The sequence below is a fragment of the Flavobacterium sp. FlaQc-47 genome, from assembly GCF_044006475.1.
Classification (GTDB): Bacteria; Bacteroidota; Bacteroidia; order Flavobacteriales; family Flavobacteriaceae; genus Flavobacterium.
The window spans coordinates 535,387-553,917 of record NZ_JBIPCQ010000001.1; the positions used below are offsets into that span (position 1 = coordinate 535,387).

16 protein-coding genes are annotated in these 18,531 nt (G+C 29.7%); 14 read left to right on the forward strand and 2 right to left on the reverse strand.

What is annotated here, in order from left to right; translation table 11 throughout:
* Positions 1 to 206: 206 nt before the first annotated feature.
* Together ACHRVX_RS02120 and ACHRVX_RS02125 are read right to left on the reverse strand one after the other, a co-directional pair.
* The gene (locus ACHRVX_RS02120; RefSeq protein ID WP_395328545.1) at positions 207 to 2,672 is read right to left on the reverse strand and encodes an AAA family ATPase; all 2,466 of its coding nucleotides are present in this window, start codon (positions 2,670 to 2,672) and stop codon (positions 207 to 209) included.
* 5 nt (positions 2,673 to 2,677) lie between these two features.
* The gene (locus tag ACHRVX_RS02125) at positions 2,678 to 3,730 is read right to left on the reverse strand and encodes a PKD domain-containing protein (protein ID WP_395328548.1); all 1,053 of its coding nucleotides are present in this window, start codon (positions 3,728 to 3,730) and stop codon (positions 2,678 to 2,680) included.
* A 346-nt stretch (positions 3,731 to 4,076) separates the two neighbouring features.
* Between ACHRVX_RS02125 and ACHRVX_RS02130 the strand changes: the two genes are divergently transcribed.
* From ACHRVX_RS02130 to ACHRVX_RS02195, 14 genes are all read left to right on the forward strand, one after another.
* A complete protein-coding gene (locus ACHRVX_RS02130; RefSeq protein WP_395328551.1) occupies positions 4,077 to 4,718 on the forward strand; it encodes a C40 family peptidase in 642 nt (213 codons plus the stop codon).
* Positions 4,702 to 5,646, forward strand: a complete 945-nt coding sequence (locus ACHRVX_RS02135; RefSeq protein WP_395328554.1) for a type VI secretion system baseplate subunit TssG — start codon at positions 4,702 to 4,704, stop codon at positions 5,644 to 5,646. The genes ACHRVX_RS02130 and ACHRVX_RS02135 overlap by 17 nt, the downstream gene beginning before the upstream one ends.
* A 2-nt stretch (positions 5,647 to 5,648) precedes the next feature.
* On the forward strand, positions 5,649 to 6,605 hold the full coding sequence (locus tag ACHRVX_RS02140) for a TssN family type VI secretion system protein (RefSeq protein WP_395328557.1): 957 nt from the start codon (positions 5,649 to 5,651) through the stop codon (positions 6,603 to 6,605).
* A 44-nt stretch (positions 6,606 to 6,649) separates the two neighbouring features.
* Positions 6,650 to 7,714 carry a peptidoglycan-binding protein LysM gene (locus ACHRVX_RS02145; protein WP_395328559.1) on the forward strand — a complete coding sequence of 355 codons (1,065 nt, stop codon included), beginning with the start codon at positions 6,650 to 6,652 and terminating at the stop codon, positions 7,712 to 7,714.
* 86 nt (positions 7,715 to 7,800) lie between these two features.
* Positions 7,801 to 8,295: a DUF4280 domain-containing protein gene (locus ACHRVX_RS02150; RefSeq protein WP_395328562.1), complete on the forward strand. Its 495-nt coding sequence runs from the start codon at positions 7,801 to 7,803 to the stop codon at positions 8,293 to 8,295.
* Between the two features lie 11 nt (positions 8,296 to 8,306).
* The gene (locus ACHRVX_RS02155) at positions 8,307 to 11,081 is read left to right on the forward strand and encodes a glycoside hydrolase family 19 protein (RefSeq protein ID WP_395328565.1); all 2,775 of its coding nucleotides are present in this window, start codon (positions 8,307 to 8,309) and stop codon (positions 11,079 to 11,081) included.
* A gap of 3 nt (positions 11,082 to 11,084) precedes the next feature.
* Positions 11,085 to 12,302, forward strand: a complete 1,218-nt coding sequence (locus tag ACHRVX_RS02160) for a hypothetical protein (protein ID WP_395328568.1) — start codon at positions 11,085 to 11,087, stop codon at positions 12,300 to 12,302.
* 6 nt (positions 12,303 to 12,308) lie between these two features.
* Positions 12,309 to 13,115 (forward strand): hypothetical protein, encoded by an 807-nt coding sequence (locus ACHRVX_RS02165; protein WP_395328570.1) that lies wholly within the window; start codon positions 12,309 to 12,311, stop codon positions 13,113 to 13,115.
* An 18-nt stretch (positions 13,116 to 13,133) separates the two neighbouring features.
* Entirely contained in the window at positions 13,134 to 13,760 is a 627-nt protein-coding gene (locus ACHRVX_RS02170) for a hypothetical protein (RefSeq protein ID WP_395328573.1), read from the forward strand.
* A gap of 193 nt (positions 13,761 to 13,953) precedes the next feature.
* Positions 13,954 to 14,214 (forward strand): hypothetical protein, encoded by a 261-nt coding sequence (locus tag ACHRVX_RS02175; RefSeq protein WP_395328575.1) that lies wholly within the window; start codon positions 13,954 to 13,956, stop codon positions 14,212 to 14,214.
* Positions 14,215 to 14,692: 478 nt separating this feature from the next.
* Positions 14,693 to 15,346 (forward strand): hypothetical protein, encoded by a 654-nt coding sequence (locus ACHRVX_RS02180; RefSeq protein ID WP_395328578.1) that lies wholly within the window; start codon positions 14,693 to 14,695, stop codon positions 15,344 to 15,346.
* A gap of 110 nt (positions 15,347 to 15,456) precedes the next feature.
* The gene (locus ACHRVX_RS02185; RefSeq protein ID WP_395328581.1) at positions 15,457 to 16,350 is read left to right on the forward strand and encodes a hypothetical protein; all 894 of its coding nucleotides are present in this window, start codon (positions 15,457 to 15,459) and stop codon (positions 16,348 to 16,350) included.
* Positions 16,351 to 16,377: 27 nt separating this feature from the next.
* Positions 16,378 to 17,151, forward strand: coding sequence for a hypothetical protein (locus ACHRVX_RS02190; protein WP_395328583.1), 774 nt, complete (start codon positions 16,378 to 16,380; stop codon positions 17,149 to 17,151).
* 193 nt (positions 17,152 to 17,344) lie between these two features.
* Positions 17,345 to 18,505: a hypothetical protein gene (locus ACHRVX_RS02195; protein ID WP_395328586.1), complete on the forward strand. Its 1,161-nt coding sequence runs from the start codon at positions 17,345 to 17,347 to the stop codon at positions 18,503 to 18,505.
* Positions 18,506 to 18,531: the final 26 nt, after the last annotated feature.

An 18,531-nucleotide genomic window follows, 5' to 3' on the forward strand; every position in this document is an offset into this window, starting at 1 on the left:
GATTCTTCGGGAGAGTTTTCTAAAAGAAATTTAAGTGACAATAAAATTTATATGTTGAATAAAGAAAGTGACTTTTCTAAAAAATGATTCAATTTGATATACTATTAGGGTTATGATTGCTTAATAGCATTAGTATGTGATAAGCATAAAAATGAAAAACGCTAAGATAAAATCCTTAGCGTTTCTATGTAATTAATTTAGGGATTTTAGTTTTCCAGAATATTTATCAACTCTTCTTTAATCCATTTTACTTCTTCATTTTCAATAACCACAGTCATTGTGTCTCCGTCTTTTACTTCTCCGGAGATTATTTTTTTCGCCAGTGGTCGTCGCAAATGACTTCTTATAATACTTTTTATTGGTCTTGCTCCATATTTTGAATTGTATCCATTTTCGGCAAGATAAAGTTTTGCTTCCATCGGGATTTCAACTTTGATATTGATATTCTTTAATAAATCCATGAATTCTTTTTTAAGATGGATTTCAAATATTTTCAAAGCATTTTCTTTACTGATAGGCGCAAAAGGTACAATTTCGGTTAACCTTCCTAAAAATTCAGGTCTAAAGTAATTTCCCATGATTTCCATTAAAGAAGTTGAGGTAGGAATTTGACCTTTATTAAAGGTATCAACAATATGATCTGCCCCAATATTTGATGTAAATAAGATAATAGCGTTTGAGAAATCGCCTTCTTTTCCTAAACGATCGTGTAATTTTCCTTCGTCCATAATTTGAAGAAAAACATCGTAAACAGAAGCATGAGCTTTTTCAATTTCATCAAATAAAACGATTGAATAAGGTTTTTGTCTTATTTTGTTGACTAATAATCCACCTTCTTCATATCCTACGTATCCAGGAGGCGCACCATAAAGCAAGGCTGCTGAATGTTCTTCTTTAAATTCCGACATATCAAACCGGATAATGGCATTTTCATCCTGAAAAAGAAATTCGGCTAGACTTTTTGCTAATTCTGTTTTTCCTGTTCCCGTTGGTCCTAAAAAAAAGAATGATGCAATAGGCTGTCCGGCTTTACTCAATCCGGATCTGGATTCTAAAATTGATCCTGCAACTGTTGCAATACAATGATCCTGACCAATAACTCTTTTATTTAAAACTTCCTCAATATTATTAAGCTTCTGTTTTTCCTCTTCTTTCAGTTTTCCCGCGGGAATTCCTGTTTTTTTAGCAATAATCAATGATAAGTCAAAAGCTTCAATATGAACACGTTTGTCTAATGCTTTTTCTTCAAGAGTTTTAATAAGGCTCTCAATATAATTGATTATCGAGGCAGAATTGTCGAAATTTTTATTCTCGTTTTGTTCCTCTACATCCATTAAAAAAGATGTTTTATGAACTAAATCCGTCAAAAACCAATTTGCTTCTTTAACTAACTGATCTTCTGATAAAGGGGCATCATTTTGTTTTAAAGTGGCAAGTTTATCAAGAATAGATTGTTTTTCTTTCAAAAAAGTTTCACCCGAAGTTTTCAATACCGACATTGTGTGATCAATAAGGTTTATGGCGGATTCCGGTAAGCTTTTCTCTTTTAAATATCTTCTTGATAATCGAATTGATTCAGATATTGTTTCATCGTCAATTTGTATTTTATGATGTTCCTGATAGGTTTTAATTGATTCACGAATCATTCGGAATAAAGTATCATCGTCTGATTCTTCCAGTTTTACAATTTCAAACATTCCGGACAGACCTTGCTCTTTTTCTATTCTTTTTGAATATTCATCAATTGTAGAAGTGGCAATTATATTCAAACCTTTTGCTAATTCACCTTTTAAAACATTCGAAACTCCAGAATCACCGCCATTTTTATCTAATAGTGTATGAATTTCTTCGATTATAAGGATAGCTTTTGGATACTGTTTCAATTCCTGAATACAGTTTTTTAAACGGTCTTCGATTTCGCCTTTATAGGAAGCGCCTGCAATTAAAGACGATAAATCCAATTCAAAAAGCTGCACTTTATTCAACGCATCCGGAACCTGATTTGAGATTACATTCTGAACAAGTGTATCAATCAATATCGATTTACCAATTCCTCGATCACCAATTAAAAGTACATTTGGTTTAGAGAATCGGCACAGAATTTCTTTTATAGTATTTAATTCCGTTTCACGGCCAATGGCTAGTATACGGTTTTTCTTTTTTTCAATATTTTTATGGATAGCATATTTACCTAAAAATCCTTTTTTGACTTCTTGTTTGGTATTATTTTCACTTTGAGGAATAATTATTTGATCTTCGAGTAATTCATTTCTCGAAATAGGATACGTTTTCATCTGATCAAAATTAAAACCAACACCAGGCGAACTAATAGCGACAATTATGGCATAAAGGCTAATTTCATCCTCATTTAATGCAATTCGTACTTGTTCTGCTTCTTTTATGATGTCATCAATCAAATCACTCGGTTCGGCATCCAGAACATTAGTCGTTTTTGGTTCCTCTTCCATGCGCACTTCTGCCCATTCATCCAGATAATAAACATCCTTGCCCATAGCTTCAAGACGTTTCAAAAGAGATAAATCCCTGTTTAAAACCGCTTTTAATAAATGAGAGGCTGAGTAATATTTATTTAAATTGGCTTTAGCAATTTTTTTAGCAATTTCCAGTGCACTTAATAATTCTACGCTGAAAACGTTTTTTTCTTCTTCCATACAATTTAATCTTTAGACCAGATCAGGTATTTTTTAACCTTGTAGCTGATATTTAATCCTTTAATACAATTGTTTTGTTTGTCTTTATTCAGTCGAATTGATTCTATTTTGATCTTTTTTCCTTTTATAGCAGCACATAATTGCGAAAAAGTAATCAAATCAGCATCATTTTTCACAATCGGAATATCTAGATCATCACATAAAAATTCGGCAAAATCATCTTTCACTTTACTTCCTTCGGCTACCTTATTAAGTAAAATTTCGAACTGATCTTCAGATATTTTAGGCGCTTTTTTAACAACTTCGACACTGTCTCTTTTCGTTTTATTTTTTGGCGCAACAGGAACATATTGCAGCATTTCGTCCAGTGGATCTTTTTTTGCAGTTCCTCTTGGCAAGGCAAAAGCTTCGGCACTTTTCTCATACACATACGACGTCACATCTAACGGATTTGTCTTTTTAATTACCCTTGGATGAACATAAATTACCCTTTTTGCAACCATGCTAAAATTTCCGTTTATAACAAGCGTAATTGTTTTTTCACCAGGTGTCGCAAAGGTATAAACCGGATCAGATGAAGTTTCATCAATACCTCTGTTTTCCCCAAATGCCCACTCCCAGGTTTTGGCATCTTCAGATGTAGATTTGAAATATGTGGGTTGACCGGCAGTAATAATTTTGGGTACAATAATTTGTGGAGTTCCTAATTTATCAACAGCATATTTGTCTTTAATCTCAATTTCTTTAGTGTGCATGCAATCCCCATTTATTGTTAGGGATACAAAGTATTTTCCCGGTTTTTTATAGATATGAAAAGTATGTTTTCTTACATCAGTTTCAGATCCGTCACCAAAGTTCCATTCCCATGATTTTGCATTAGGTGTTTTGTCATAAAACTCAATAGATTCCTCGGTTTGCGAGTTATCTGAGAAGATGTAAAACTTAGCATCTTCACAATCTACATGATTGAAAAACTGGACTATAAAAACAATAATCCCAATTAACAGCAAGATGACAAAGAAAAAGACAACCCTAATATCAATATTTTTTTTAATCATTTTAATATTTTAATTTTTTTACAAAGTCAGATAATTTTTAACAAATTAAAACAAAAGTAGTTTTATTTATTTTAAAAAACTTTATATTATTACTATAAATTCTACAAAAAAAAATTGTATTCTTACAAAAAAAATCGGTACGTTTGTTTCGGACTATTCTGACAAGTAAATATTTTTGTAAAATTTTAGTTGTAAGCAAGTTAGCTTATAAAAAGGAAAATTCTTAATTTTTTTAACTAATCGAAAATTGAAAATGCAGATTGTTTTTTAAGTTACGAAGGTTAAAAGTTGAGATTTAATTGTTATCGGAATGTAAAAATTTGGTAAAGTAATAAATAATATATTTATGAAGCAGGCAGTTTTATTATTTATGATAATGCATTTATGCATTGAATGTCATGCTCAAAAGTATATTTCTCAGATTCCGTTTAAATACGATTATTCGTTAGATCTGCTAAAAAAGCAATCGAAGATGAAAGAAGTTGGTTTAAAGAATCAATCTGTTGTAAATGATAACTCAGAAAACTTAAGTGATGATGTTTTAGCACTAAAAGAAAAATACTCCATAGTACTGGCAGTAATGCCTAACAAAATTACCAATTACAAATTATACGCATACATAGATCCGTGGCTGAATACGCCTTATAAGGAAAAGAGTTTCTCTAAAAAGGGAATTGACTGCTCTTATTTTTTACAGTCTTTGTATAGCGACGTTTACAAAACCACATTGCCGAAAGATCCGGCTGGAATGTGGAAATCAAAATCCATTCAGATTTTTACGGGAAGAAGTTTTCTGACCGAGGGAGACCTTGTATTTTTTAGATACGATAAAGATCATCCTATTTCTGATGTTGGTTTATACCTGCACAATGACAGAATTTTGGCTTGCACTGATAAAGGGCTTGCGATATATAATTTCAATGACGAATATTTTCAATTACGTTACATAGGCGCAGGACGAATCAACGAAGATGCAAAGAAAAAGTAAAAAAAGTCTGGAAGATCTGGTGCATGAAATAGAAAGTATTTCATATGATATCAGGGCCGAAGTTATAGCAAATGAACTCTTAGAAAGCAATGAGGTTGTACATGATGAAATTACGATTTCTAATCAGGGGCAATTTTCAAGAGCCTACAGGAGTGATGTTTTAGGAGCAACAATTCAGGACGATAATTATGATAAGCAGGAATATCTTAACATACAATTGTCCAGAGACAGCATGTATGATGCGCTTCCGGAAGGATTTGTACATAGTTTAAGCGAAAATAATGCTGATAAATCTGTGAAGCAGATGATCAGGGAACATAAACATCAGAAAAAGCAGGAAGCCGAAGCACGTAATTTTTTCACGCCTTTTGAAAATGAAATTTTTCATTACAAAACAAAAATTGAAAGTGTTGAAAGAGATTTTTTATACAAGTTAAACGGAAGTAAACCACTGGATTTTTTCTATGATTTCTGGGGATTGCCGCACATTTATCCGGCAGTATTGGTGTCTAAGTTTATTCAGCTTTTGCCATATGCTTATAGAATTGTTGGAGATATTGATTTGGCTTGTCGTTGTTTGTCAAGTATAATAGAAGAAAAAGTAAGTTTTACAAGCACGAGTTCTAAGGAGTTTAGCGATGAAAGCGAGGAAATAAGGTTGGGAGAAAATAGATTGGGTGTAGATTTTATTAGTGGAAATAATTATATGGATTATTCTATGAATCTTACCATAGAAATAGGACCCATACAGAATAAACCATTTAGTGATTATGTGAATGATGGAGAAATAAAAATATTTATAGATTGTTTTTGCGAACATTTTTTCCCGATGGAAGTAGAAGTGAAAATAGTTTTAGTGATGAATCAGGAAACTGAAGAATTTAATTTTAGTAAACAGCCTGTTTTAGGGTATACAACAAGAATTTAGTAATGATAAAAAAGCATTTAGGAGCACTTATTGACGTTAGGCTTATTGTATTTTTAGTAATAATTATAGCAGTAAGTTTTATACTTACAATGGTATTTACTGATAAGGTAAAGGACTTTTCGACCACTTATAAGAAGAAATTTTACATCTATCTTCTTTCTTGTGTAGTGATTTATGCCCTTGTGGCATTTTTAGGATACAATAAATTATTTACTGAATTATCAGACGAATTTCTTTTTTATCAAATCTGTTCTTTGTTTTTAGGAACGCTGAATGTGTATTTGTACAGGCATTATTTTAAGGAGTTTAATTTAAAAGCCTCTATTGGTATCGAGTTGTTGTTTTCATTATTGGTGATTTTATATTCTAGTGTTCTGTTCGTTATTATTTACACAGCATTAAATGGTCTAAATTATATTGTTTTGATGTATGGACATTTCTGGGTATTTATAATTCCTACTGGATTTTATATCACATTTAATTTAATGCTGGATATACCTGCAAAAGAATATGTTACCTGGAAAATACCCCAAAAAAAGGATCCTTTTCCTGATATTGAAGGTGAAGAAATGAAGGATTTATTACTGATAAGTATTCTGGTTCAAAAAAAACCGGACAGCCCAACTTTTACTTCCCTTAGATCAAAAGGACCGGTACGAATTGATTTTGGTGCACTGTTTTATCACACCGTTAATGGTTATAATGAGCATAATGCAGAAAGTAAAATTGATTTAAAACATAATGGAGAAAATTATAATTGGGTCTTTTTTTTACAGCCCAAATGGTATCAGTCTGCTAAATATGTAGATGCTAAATATACTTTAGGCATGAATGGTATTACAGAGAATTCAGTAATTATTTGTAAAAGGCAAAAAGAACCTGAATTCAAAAAAAGTAAAAAAGACAAAAAAGACGATAGTTTTATGTTCGAACCTAAACCTGTTGAAAGTAAAGCGTAGTGAAAAATGCAGTAGTAGAATTAGTTTAATTTATTCAAGACATAATGTATTACATAGATGATTCTGAGGGACAGTCAAAAGACAAACACCTCACATATAAGATAAGAAAGGGAGATACATTGCAAAGCGTCGCGACTGAATTAGGTGTAGATGCTTACGAATTAAGACGATATCATAATATACATTGTGCTATTCCGGATTTGATAGAAGCCGATTTTAAAAGTTATTTAGAATTTTTGATTTTGTCGCCCAAAAAAAGTGCAGTTAGCACTGAAGCAGAGGAAAAAAGACCTCAAAAAGTAAGTTTAGGAAATAACTATAAACTGCCTTTTTTACCTGGTGGAATTAAAAAGAAATACAAAGTACATTACACTACAGAAGTAGGAGAAGAGATTGACACATTAGAAATGAATGTGAGTGTAAAATGGCTTGCAACAGATAAAAATAATTTTCATTTGTTTGAGATAAAAAGAAAATCAATTTATGTAAACAATGAAATACCTGATACAGTTATGGATCAACTTGCGGCAAAAACGGCAGAAGTTATATATCCGCTAAAAATTGTCGTTGATGAATCAGGAAAATGGGTTGCTATTTATAATTTCGACGATATTGAAAGTCGTTGGAAAGCCACAAAAAAGGAGATTTTAGATTATTATGAAGGTGAAGTAACGGAGAATTATATAGATCATGCTGAAAATGCCCTCGAAAATGAAGTTACACTGTTTAAATATTTAAGTTCTGATTATTTTTTAAGAACCTTTTTTAACGGAATTCATGTAGGTTACACAGCGGATTATACATTTAAAAACGATGTTTTTTTTCCATTAGAAAAAGAGGAAGAATCGATGTTTAACGTAGAACAAAAAATAAATCCATTTTTAGATGAATCTTATTGTATCAAAGTAGAACAAGAAGGCGATTTTAAAGATTTAGCGGCAGAATTTAATTATGGATTAGATCCCTGGACAGGAAAATTCAATGCAACTTATTTACTGGATAGTGATTCGTACTGTGTTGAGAAGATAAATTTAGAATGCAGTATGGATTATGATGATCCAATAAAAGTTACGATAGCAATCGAAGCTTTAAAAAAAGGACAGCATTAAGAGCATCGAAAGATACAATTGATTTTTGCAGATTATAAAGGAAAAGGTGTTAACAAGAATATTTACTATTCAAAAAAGGTAAAGCCATGAGTGAGAAACATGTTGTAGTGCAGGGAGCAACGCTAAAATGCAAGTTTAGTGTAGAACCAAAAACAGATACATTAAAGGTGAAGTCGCAGGACAAGCATTATGCAAATGATAAAGATGCAGCTAAAAAACTCATTGCGACCGACAAGGAAATTGGTCAGACAATGGAAAAAAACACCTTTGGAAAATGCAAAATGCAGCCTAACGGAAGCGGCGATTTTTTGCCTTGCCAGGCCACCATTACAAAATGGAGTAAATTTTATGAAAAAATAACATTATCTAATAAAGGTAAAATTTTATTAGAAGACAGTAAAGGAACCTGCCCAATAGGAGGTCCTGATTGTATAGAAGTTGATAAGCACGGTCAAAAAGCAGAAGCAGGAAAGCAAAATGCCAAAAAAGCCAAGCCACAAGTAAGCAACCAGATAAATCCTCTGGTGAATACGGCGCAATTTCAAGAGAGTTTAGAAGAGAGTGATTCTATTTGTCAATAAAATAAAATACTATGTCAGATTTTAAAATAATTGGAAATGCAAATCCTGAAATAGGTAAGGAAGAATTCTACTCTGTAGATAAATTTTTACCTGAAGTTTTGCCTTTTCAAACAGGCGCTAAGACCAATCGTGTACAATGGGAAATTTATATACTTGAAAATGGAAAATGGCGTAAAACAAAAGAAAATGATAAGTCAGGAAATATAGTATCGTATAAGTTTTTGCAAAAAAGTCTGGACAGAAAAGGTATTCGTATTCTGGCAAGAAGAGGAGAAGATACAGGGCGACTGGATATAAAAACGCATCCTGCCGGAGTGCCTAAAATTGATAGTATCGAATTATTAGACAAGAACGGACAAAAGCCTTCAAAACCTTTATCATACGGGCAAACGCTTAAAGCAAGAGTGCATTGCCTGCACATGGAAAAACGCAAAGTATCTGTTACCCTTTGGGAAGATGATGTTAATGGAAGCGGTCACGCACAAGGGAATGAAAAAAATATAATGCAAACACTTTCTGGCGTTGTTAAAAATGGCAAAGCCGATATTGATTTTTTACTGAGACCAAGTTTTGCCAAGATTGCAAAAAAAGACGGAAAAGAAGATAAAATTCATGAGTATTATGTTACTACAGATTTTAACAGAGAAAAATTAGCCAGTAAAAATGTGAATGTAAATGATCTGGAAACACCCGTTGCTCCTTTTAAAAGGAAAGTACCGGTGCAACAGCGATCACATCCGGCGGCTCCGGTAAAACAACCGGTTCAGCCAAAAACGAATACCCCTGCAGCTAACGCTCCTGCAAAAAAAGAGAAAGGCGAAATTACTAATGTGCATCTTACAGATACTGATGGACGTGCGATAACGGGTACTTTTAAACAAAAGCAAATTAAAGTCTGGATAGATTCTAAAGGATTGATAGGTAAAGAAATTCGTCTTAAATTATATGATGAAGATGACGCGTGGAACGATTTATTATTTGATCAAAAATTCACGATTCAGTCTAATATTTATTCTGTAGTTGTACCTCTTAACGAAATACCAAGAAGTAGGGGTGGAGATAATATATTAGAAGGTGATGAGCAGGAAGTATTTGCATATGTTGAAGTTATAGAAACAGGTAAAAATAAGCATAGTAAAAAAGTTGATGTTGATGTAAAAGTTTTTAGACCAGATGAGAATAAAATTGTAAATGCTGTAATGAAGTTTTTTGAACCTAAGGCTGAGGATAAGAAGAAAGACGAGAAAGGTGAATGTGAAAGATGTAAAAAGCTTGATAAAGATGAATTAAAGTTAATTTTTACAGATGCTAATGATTCAATATTAACAGATGTTGTTAACGCTTTCAATGATGGTGCTGAATTATTTGAAATAAATACATGTTTGAGAAAAGCACATTTTTTTGCTCAAGTTTTAAAAGAAGTTGGAACAAATTTAAAATTAAAGAAGCCGGAAGGTATGAATTATAGTGCTGGAGCACTTAAAGATGGTTATTGGTATAGTGAAGGAACAAATTGGATAAAAGGTAATGCTATAACAGGTGAACCAGGGTATTTTCAAAATGGAACTAAGAAAAATTTTTGTAATCTATCTTATTTTAGAACTAATAAAAACATAGCTGATTTATATGGTAGAAAAGATTTAAATAGATATAGTGATAATGGAATTCAAAAAGCAAATGAAGATATGCTGGCTAATTATGCATATTCTGATAAGTTTGGAAATAAGGGACCTGAAACCGGAGATGGGAGTAAATATAGAGGTAAGGGACTTATACAATTAACATGGAAAGAAAATTACGAAAAAGTATATGAAAAAATTAAGAGAGTAGATGCGAATGTTAATATCGTATCTAATCCTGAAAAAATTTTAACAGATATTAGGTACGCTGTTTTTTCAGCAATGGGATTTTGGCAATTAAAAAACATCAATAGTGTTATAGGAAATGACCTAAATGAATCTATTGCAAATTTAGTAACGGCAAAAGTTAATCCAAACGATGATGCTGATTCTAAAAAGAAAAGAAGAGAAAATTATAAAAATATAACTAAAGGAATTTTTAAGGTAGACGAATGTAAAAATAATAAGGCGGCTGGAAAGGAAGTAGATGGACAATCAGAATATTATGCTTATAAATCTGGAAAAATAAAACTTATTAATGGTACAGTAAAAAAACATGCTTACTATGTAGAAAAAGAAGAGGGTAAATTTAAATTGTTATATGTTTTAGATGAAAATCAATATGGAATGGTAAAAATACCTAGTTCAGGTGATGGATTTGGCAGATATAGTGGTGTTGATGCAGGTGGTGTTTCGGGGGGGGAAACAGTGGGACAAGGTGACCACTTTTTGTTACCTAAAACAGCAGCAGCTCTGTTTGGTATTATTAATGAAGTCCATCAAAAAGGTTGGGAAATAAAATTAGGAGATATGTCATCTGAAAATGGTAGTGACCCTTGGGGTGCAGGCTATGACCACCATGCTGGACACGGTCATTTAGGAACAAGAAAAGGACTTGACTGCGATTTCCGTTATTTAAATACTTCGGGGAAAAGCTATCAAGGTAATAATACAAATTCCTTATTTGATAAAGAAAAGAACAAATCATTTTTGAGTTTTGCCTATACTTATGGTTTTAGAAAGAATTATTGTGCTAACCCTGTAACTGTTTTTGGTAATGCAATTCCAGGAGTTACGCATGATAGCGGCCATGCAGATCATGGACATATAGGTTTATCAAATCTTGACATGGAGGAGGTGACCAGTTTGAATGTAATTAAAATATAAAATATGAGATTATTAATAGTTTTCTTTTTTGCAACATTTATTAGTTGTGTAGATAAAAAAATTGAGAAGAAAGATTCAGTTGAAAATAATACTGAAACAAGTGCCAACATTACAACAGATATCGATTGTGGCGATTTTATATTAAAAATTGATATTGACAAGGAAGATTTTAATATTATAAACAAGGTTGATACTGTTTTTATCTATAAAACTCTATATGGATCAATTGAAAGTAAAAAAATAGATATTATAGCAAAGAAAACAAAGCTATACAATATAAGTTTAAATGAGGATTTAGAAATTCAATTTTATCAGAGATTGACAGATGATAATAAAAGTTTCGCATTAGATATTTTTTATAACAAATTAAATAAACAAAAATTATTATCTAATAATTTTTTAAGTTCAAATGCTGAAAATTATAAGACAATTTTATTTAATGAACATTTTTTAGAAATAAAAAAAGAATCTCTGAAAAAGCAAACTGAATTTTACAAAAAATTATTAGAAAACAAAAGTAAATATGAAAATTGCTGTCCTGAATATATTCAGCAATCTAAAATCTTTTTAGAAAAGAATGATAAATCATTTACAAGTTTTGATTCTTTAAATATTTCTCCTTTCATAAACAAAAATATTTTAACTATAAGATATGATATAAATAAAATTTCCAGAAAAAAAATAATTATTTTTAATGAAAAAAGTGAGGAAAAAAAATCAAATCAAGTTTCTTCCGGTGCTGTTATAGCAAAAGAAGAAGCAATAGAAGTTAATTCTTGGGAGTTTAGCCCATCTAAAACAGAAAAATTTAAATTTAGATTATACGCCCCATCTATTTCTTCTCAGAATCGACAAGATTATTTTAGTTATGGTTATTTTGTTATTACTGGGGGAGAGAAAACATTAGAGACAAAAAAAATTGTTAGAGTAGCAAATAAAAATTCCCCATATTCTGCATTTGAAAAGATAGTTTTTAAAAATAACTTTTTTACAATTGAGCAGTACGGAGACAATAATGATTATTCTACTTACGAATATATAACTTTTAAATATGAAAATAAATCGTTTTATCTTCATAAGTATACTATAGAATATACAAGTAAAACTAACCCGGATGAAAATATTCCAAGTAAAAATTGGTCAAAAAAAGATTTTGGCGTTATTAAATTGGAAGATTTAGGTGAAAAGTTCTTCGAAAATTTAAAAAGTACTGATATATAAAAAATCATGCTCCTTGACATATTGAAAAGAAAAGCCTCAGCTGGCAAGAGCGGGATGTTCTTGTTAGCTGGAGGAATTTTAACGCTAATTAAAATGAGAAAAATAATTAAAATAATGAAGGTGATTTTACAGATATATAAGATAAAAAAAATATCAATTAGTATATTGTTAATCTTAATATTATTGATTTCTTGTAATATTAATGCACACAATGATTTTGATATATCAAAACTTAAAAAGGCATATTTAGAAAAAAACGATGAAAAATTTATTGAAAGTTTTCCAGGTAATTTCGGAAATTTTAAATCCGTTTTTGGATGGAATGATAAATTAGATAAACCCAATGCGCTTTATGATGAAGCAAATGAATATATAGACTACTTTTTTAAATTAACATCTGAATCTAAGTATAATAATTATAAAATAAAAATTATAAACATTGCTATAGATGGTAAGTGGGAAGCTGATGGAGTAAATTATTTTCATAAAAAATTACAAGCTATAACGGAATCTAATAACGAATTTGTTCTCTTATTGAATGGATTAGATGAAAATAAAATTAACTCATTTTGGAATTTTTATTTTAATAAAGAAAATTTGCAATACTCTCAAAAATTGAATCTGATATTAGATAAATCAATGAGAAATAAGTCAATGTCAATTTTTGAAAAAATAAAGAAAGAAAAAGATCTTAATCCTGAAAATATAGCTAGGAATGAACAGACTAAGTTTGAGGTATTTGATAAAGATGGATACACAAATTTACGCGCTGATAAAAATTCTTCTTCAAAGATTATTGATAAAGTAGTTTAAGGTAAGACAATTGAAATATTGGAAAGTATTGGTGATTGGTGGCGTGTAAAAACAAAAACAAATAAAATTGGTTATGTCCATAAAAGTAGAATTAGAACTAAAACAGAAGATAAAATTACTGTGGTAAATATTGATAGTATTAAAAGAGACCTTCAAAATCAAGGTTATCAAATAAGTGCAGAAAAAAAATGCGATCTAAATAAAGATGGAAAGGAAGATGATGTGTTAATTTTTGAACCAAAAGTTATTAAAAGCGATTCAAATAATGATGTGATTATGAATTCACCTGTGTACATATTAATTAGTAATGAAAATAATAATTATCAGGTTTATAAAAATTTAAATATAATTTATACATCTAATTCGACTTGTCCATCAGATGGATTTCAGAGTTTAGTAGTTAAGGATAATTATCTGACTATAGAACAAAATACTTGTGGTGGTTGGTATATTATCGATGAATACACAACTTTTAAATTTGATATAACTTCAAATGAAATAGTGCTTCATAAGTTTGGGCAATCTTTTACTGATAGAAAAGATCCTAATAAAGATGTGCCAGATTCTGTATTATCTAATAAAAATTTCGGTAAAATTTTATTTGAAAATTTTAATTCTAAAACAATTTTAGAAAAGAAAAAATAATATAGTAATAAGCTCCTTGATATATTGAAAAGAAAAGCCCCCGCTGGCAAGAGCGAGATGCTCTTGTTAGTTGGAGGGATTTATGACTAAACAAAGAAATGTGAGAGAATATAAGAACTTTAAAAAGAGGAAGGTTTTGTATTCGTAGAGAAGGATATAGACCAAATTTTAAAGAAACTAAAGAATAGTGAACATGAAAAATATTTATATAGTGATAGTATCTCTTATTTTATTTTTCGCTTGTACAAAGCAGAAAAAAGAAAAGATCACTACTAACATTAAAAAAGAAAGAATTGAAACTAAAGAATCTGCTTTGATGCCAAAAGATTATTGCTCATCAAATTCATTAGAAATGCAGACTTCAGAATATCAGGGAATCAAATTTTACACTGAAAACACATTGAGAGGATCTGGTGTAGTTCAGTTGTTACTAAATAATAATACTAATTTCTGAATGAAAATAAAACTGTATTTGGGAGTATAGTATTAAGTAATAATGAGTTAGAATTATATGACATTAAACTTGTAAAAAGTATTACTGCACGAGAAATAATTCCTGCTATTGAATACAGAATATTTAGTTTTGATGCTGAACAACCAGAAACTAATAAGGATTTTTTGATTATTTATATAAACGGCGAAAAAAAATTAATAGATAAGAAAATCAATAAATACAAATTTAATTCATGGGAAGAGTATATAAAGACAGGATTCATTCATCTTACTTCCAAAATAGATAGTAGTACAAAGGAAGAGCAGATGTATTATTATAAAGTCTTGAAAATTAAGAAAGACTCTATGCAAATTAAATCTGTTACAAAAACTAGTTGTGACTATGCAGAAGAATACAAAGATGTTACAAAGTGGATTAAATGGAAAGATGATAATTGTAAGCTAATCATGTTTGACTTTTGTTATTAAATATTGTTGATATGAAAAATGTAATTATTTTTTTTATAATTATTCTTTTTTTTTCTTGTAAAAAAGGGACTAATAATTCTATTTCTGCTAAAGAGAGGAATAATCAGGCTAAAATTTTGAATACAGAAGACAGTTTGAGGAGCATTTATATGTCTGGTAAAAATATCTTTTCAGGAGATTCAATTTTGGCTATCAAAAATTATTTTGATCATTTAACAGAAAATAAGGGATATTTAATATTGAAAAAACAAAATGAATCATATCAAAAGCATTATGCGAATTTTATAAATATTGATACTCCACAATCTCATTCAACTCAATTGAATTTCAAATTTGAAAAGCAATTTTTGAGCAATGAAAAAAAATATAGAATTGTTTTATACACATTGATTGATAATAAAAAGAAAGATTCAATTGAATTTTATAGAAATGTGAATGATTTAAAATATGAACCTAGCAATTATACGTGTTTATCTTATTTAGATTTTAAAAACAAAAAAATTTGGCAAATAAAGTATTTTTCTTCTCCCATAAATAAATCTGTAGGTTACATTTTATATGAAAAGAATAAAGTAATGGCAAACGGGAAAATTGAAAAAGATTCACTTTATTATCTTGATGAATCACTGGATGTTGAAATGGAAAAAAACAACCTTTATTATTAATCTAATAATGAAAAAAAATAAGCTCCTTGACATATTGAAAAGAAAAGCCCAGCTGGCAAGAGCGGGATGCTCTTGTTAGTTGGAGGAATTTTATTAAAAAATAATATATCATGAAAAAAATAATAATAGGTCTTTTAGTAATATCCATATTCTTAATTGGGTGCAAAAAAAATGATTCAAAGGTAGATACAACTGTTATAAACGATACTACAAATGTTAAGGAACAAGAAGTTGTTTCAACAACATTAAATGAAGTAAAAAACTTTACTAATGAATCATTTGTTATAAGTTGTGGTTCAGGTTGTGCTATGAATTATACGCCAGAATATGTTGCAAAATCTAGTACAACAATAAAAGTAAAATTTATTGTAAAAATGTATATTGATGAGGCATTATCAGATACCTATTATGAGACTTATATTTTTTATTACGATAAAGAAAACAAATTAGATAGTGTAAAATTAGAAGGGAAAAGTGAAAATATTTTAAAAACACTTATGCCTGATGCTCAGGATTCTTTTAAAAATTTCGGAAAAAATATAGTTAGTAATGATGTTAGTCCCACTAATAAACCAGAAAATAATTGCTTTGAACCAAGTAATATCAAATTACCATATAATCAACCGATTAATATAAATACAGTGAAATATAATTTTCTTGATTGTAATACCATTAAAGGAATTGAAAAATACAATTGTGGAGAAGGTAAGCTTAGATATTTATCACTACCAAATAAAGAGGATGTTATTATTATTTTGGTACCTCAAGATTGTGGAGATTATAATTATAGATATTATTTATTGACTATTGAGAATAACGTTGTTATAGGAAACTTATACGTTGAAGGCGAATGGTTCGAACCAGAAAATGTTAATGGTAAAGAAGTAACCTTATTTTCGATAGATAAAGAATATAACATTGTAGTCAAAACTATAAGTTCTACTTATACTGCATCAAATAGATATATTTTAACAACTGATGGAAAAATAGTAAAAAAGGAATAAGAAAACTTCCGATAATATAGACTTAAAATGAAAAAGATAATAGTAATAGTGGTTTTATTGATTTTAATGGGTTGTAAAGATTCGTCAGAAAAAAAAGTAAATGACCAACCATTAAAAAAAGTGGTCGATAAATCAAAACTAACCTGCGAAGACATAATGTTCGAAATCGTTAAATCAAGTGATTTAGATTTAAAAGATTATAAAAATTATTTTGTTAGAATTGAACGTATTGAGAATGATTCAATAACTCTTCAGGTATATATTGAAAATAATTTATCAGACAATCCAAAAGAAAAGCAAATGGTAGAAAGTACTATCGCCTGGCTATTATTTTTACCTAATGAAGCAAAATTATGGAATACATCAGCTGATCCGGAAAATCCTGTTAAGGTAAATTATAAGTTTAATAATTTAGAAAATATTTATAAAGCGTGTAATATTTCTAAAAGAGAAATAGCAAGCAATTCAAAAAAAGATTCTTCTGAAAATAAAGATTGTAAAGAGATTGTTGTAGAGATGGGTTCAGGTCGGGAATGTATTATTAGAAATAGTACAATTGAAGATGTTTATGCAAATATTATTAAAAATGAAGAAGTTACTGACTCAAAATATTTTTTGAATTCAATACCAGCAAGTAGCAAGGCTATTGAAATTAATAAAGATGGGTTAATCAATATTGAATATACTATTAAAAAAGATAAAATTGAAATAGTGCTGAATTATGAAGGAGGAGTTACAGAAGTTAATATTGAAAAATCTAATAACAACGTGGTAAAAAAGATTGTTTATAATGCTGACTAATTCTGAAAAATATATTTTTAAATAAAAATAACTATCTGATAGCTATAGAAAGTTAATTAGTTTTTGAAAAGGAAACAGAGAAGATTTAAAAAGGGCTAATTGCGCGCCATTGTTAGGTTTTAACCCGAAAAAGCTTGTTATAACAAGTAATTTAAATATTGAAAATCAATATATTGTAAACAAATAATATAAAATGAAAATAAATTTTTTAGTATTCTTTCTTGTTTTTGGCTTTAGTGTAAATGCTCAGGATATTTCCATACAAGTTTTATCGGCTGTAGAAAAAGATAAAGTATTGACTAATGCCGAAGTGATGATTCAGCGAAATGGTGAAACATCAACAAAAAAAGTAACCAATTCTAACGGAAGAGCAACAATTAATGGCGGTTTTCAGGATGATTCGAATACATTACTAATTATTAAAAAAGAAAATTATTCAAGTCTGGTTGTAAAATGTCCTTGCAATGATTTAACATACGCATTAAGTCCGGTGATGAAAAATCTGGACGGAATGAGAATCGTTTTAAACTGGGGGAAATACCCTGAGGATTTAGATTCGCATTTGAGTTTTCCGGGGAATCATATTTATTTTGACCACAAAAAAGGAAGTTCATCTAATCTTGATGTTGATGACACAGATAGTTATGGTCCTGAAACGATAACGATTAACAATAAAAAATTCGGACAAACGTATCATTATTTTGTCCACGATTATTCTAATAAAGAAGATTTAAATTCTTCTAAATTATCTGCCAGTGCGGCAAAAGTATTTGTTTACGTAGGGCAGTCATTGGTTAAAACATATTACATCCCGAAAAATAAAAAAGGAAATGTCTGGAATTTATTTAAAATAAATGAAAACGGAGAAATTATCGATATCAATACTATCATTTCAAAAACAGTAGATGAAGTTGGTATTGGCGGATCGTCGAACGATGATAATCAGGAAGAGGTATATGTCTCTAATGACGATAAGAAAACAGCGCTTTTATTAAATAAAAAAGGAGATCTGGCCTATCAGGACAAAGATGTTGATGGAGCTTTAAATTTTTACAAACAAGCTATTGAATACAACCCTGTTTTTGGTCAGGCATATGGAAATTTAGGGTTAATGTATATTAAAAAAGGTTACAAAGCAGAAGCCATTTATTCAAACAGAAAAGCAATAACATATGCGGCCGGTAATTCAATTAACACGACCAAAGCAAGTGCTTATTACAATATTGCCAAAATTTTTGAGAACGATAATGATTTTGAGGGGGCCTTAAATTATTACAAACTGGCAAAAGAGTTTAAAGAAAATACAGTTTATGACAATGCGATAATCAGAGTAGAAAATAAAATAAGAGGATAAGAAATAATACATCTTATTTCAAAATA

Coding starts and splice junctions, on each gene's coding strand:
- ACHRVX_RS02125 (WP_395328548.1), bottom strand. CDS start 3,730: ATGATTAAAAAAAATATTGATATTAGGGTTGTCTTTTTCTTTGTCATC.
- ACHRVX_RS02180 (WP_395328578.1), top strand. CDS start 14,693: ATGAAAAATGTAATTATTTTTTTTATAATTATTCTTTTTTTTTCTTGT.
- ACHRVX_RS02160 (WP_395328568.1), top strand. CDS start 11,085: ATGAGATTATTAATAGTTTTCTTTTTTGCAACATTTATTAGTTGTGTA.
- ACHRVX_RS02165 (WP_395328570.1), top strand. CDS start 12,309: ATGCTCCTTGACATATTGAAAAGAAAAGCCTCAGCTGGCAAGAGCGGG.
- ACHRVX_RS02120 (WP_395328545.1), bottom strand. CDS start 2,672: ATGGAAGAAGAAAAAAACGTTTTCAGCGTAGAATTATTAAGTGCACTG.
- ACHRVX_RS02175 (WP_395328575.1), top strand. CDS start 13,954: ATGAAAAATATTTATATAGTGATAGTATCTCTTATTTTATTTTTCGCT.
- ACHRVX_RS02140 (WP_395328557.1), top strand. CDS start 5,649: ATGATAAAAAAGCATTTAGGAGCACTTATTGACGTTAGGCTTATTGTA.
- ACHRVX_RS02185 (WP_395328581.1), top strand. CDS start 15,457: ATGAAAAAAATAATAATAGGTCTTTTAGTAATATCCATATTCTTAATT.
- ACHRVX_RS02150 (WP_395328562.1), top strand. CDS start 7,801: ATGAGTGAGAAACATGTTGTAGTGCAGGGAGCAACGCTAAAATGCAAG.
- ACHRVX_RS02130 (WP_395328551.1), top strand. CDS start 4,077: ATGAAGCAGGCAGTTTTATTATTTATGATAATGCATTTATGCATTGAA.
- ACHRVX_RS02190 (WP_395328583.1), top strand. CDS start 16,378: ATGAAAAAGATAATAGTAATAGTGGTTTTATTGATTTTAATGGGTTGT.
- ACHRVX_RS02145 (WP_395328559.1), top strand. CDS start 6,650: ATGTATTACATAGATGATTCTGAGGGACAGTCAAAAGACAAACACCTC.
- ACHRVX_RS02155 (WP_395328565.1), top strand. CDS start 8,307: ATGTCAGATTTTAAAATAATTGGAAATGCAAATCCTGAAATAGGTAAG.
- ACHRVX_RS02135 (WP_395328554.1), top strand. CDS start 4,702: ATGCAAAGAAAAAGTAAAAAAAGTCTGGAAGATCTGGTGCATGAAATA.
- ACHRVX_RS02195 (WP_395328586.1), top strand. CDS start 17,345: ATGAAAATAAATTTTTTAGTATTCTTTCTTGTTTTTGGCTTTAGTGTA.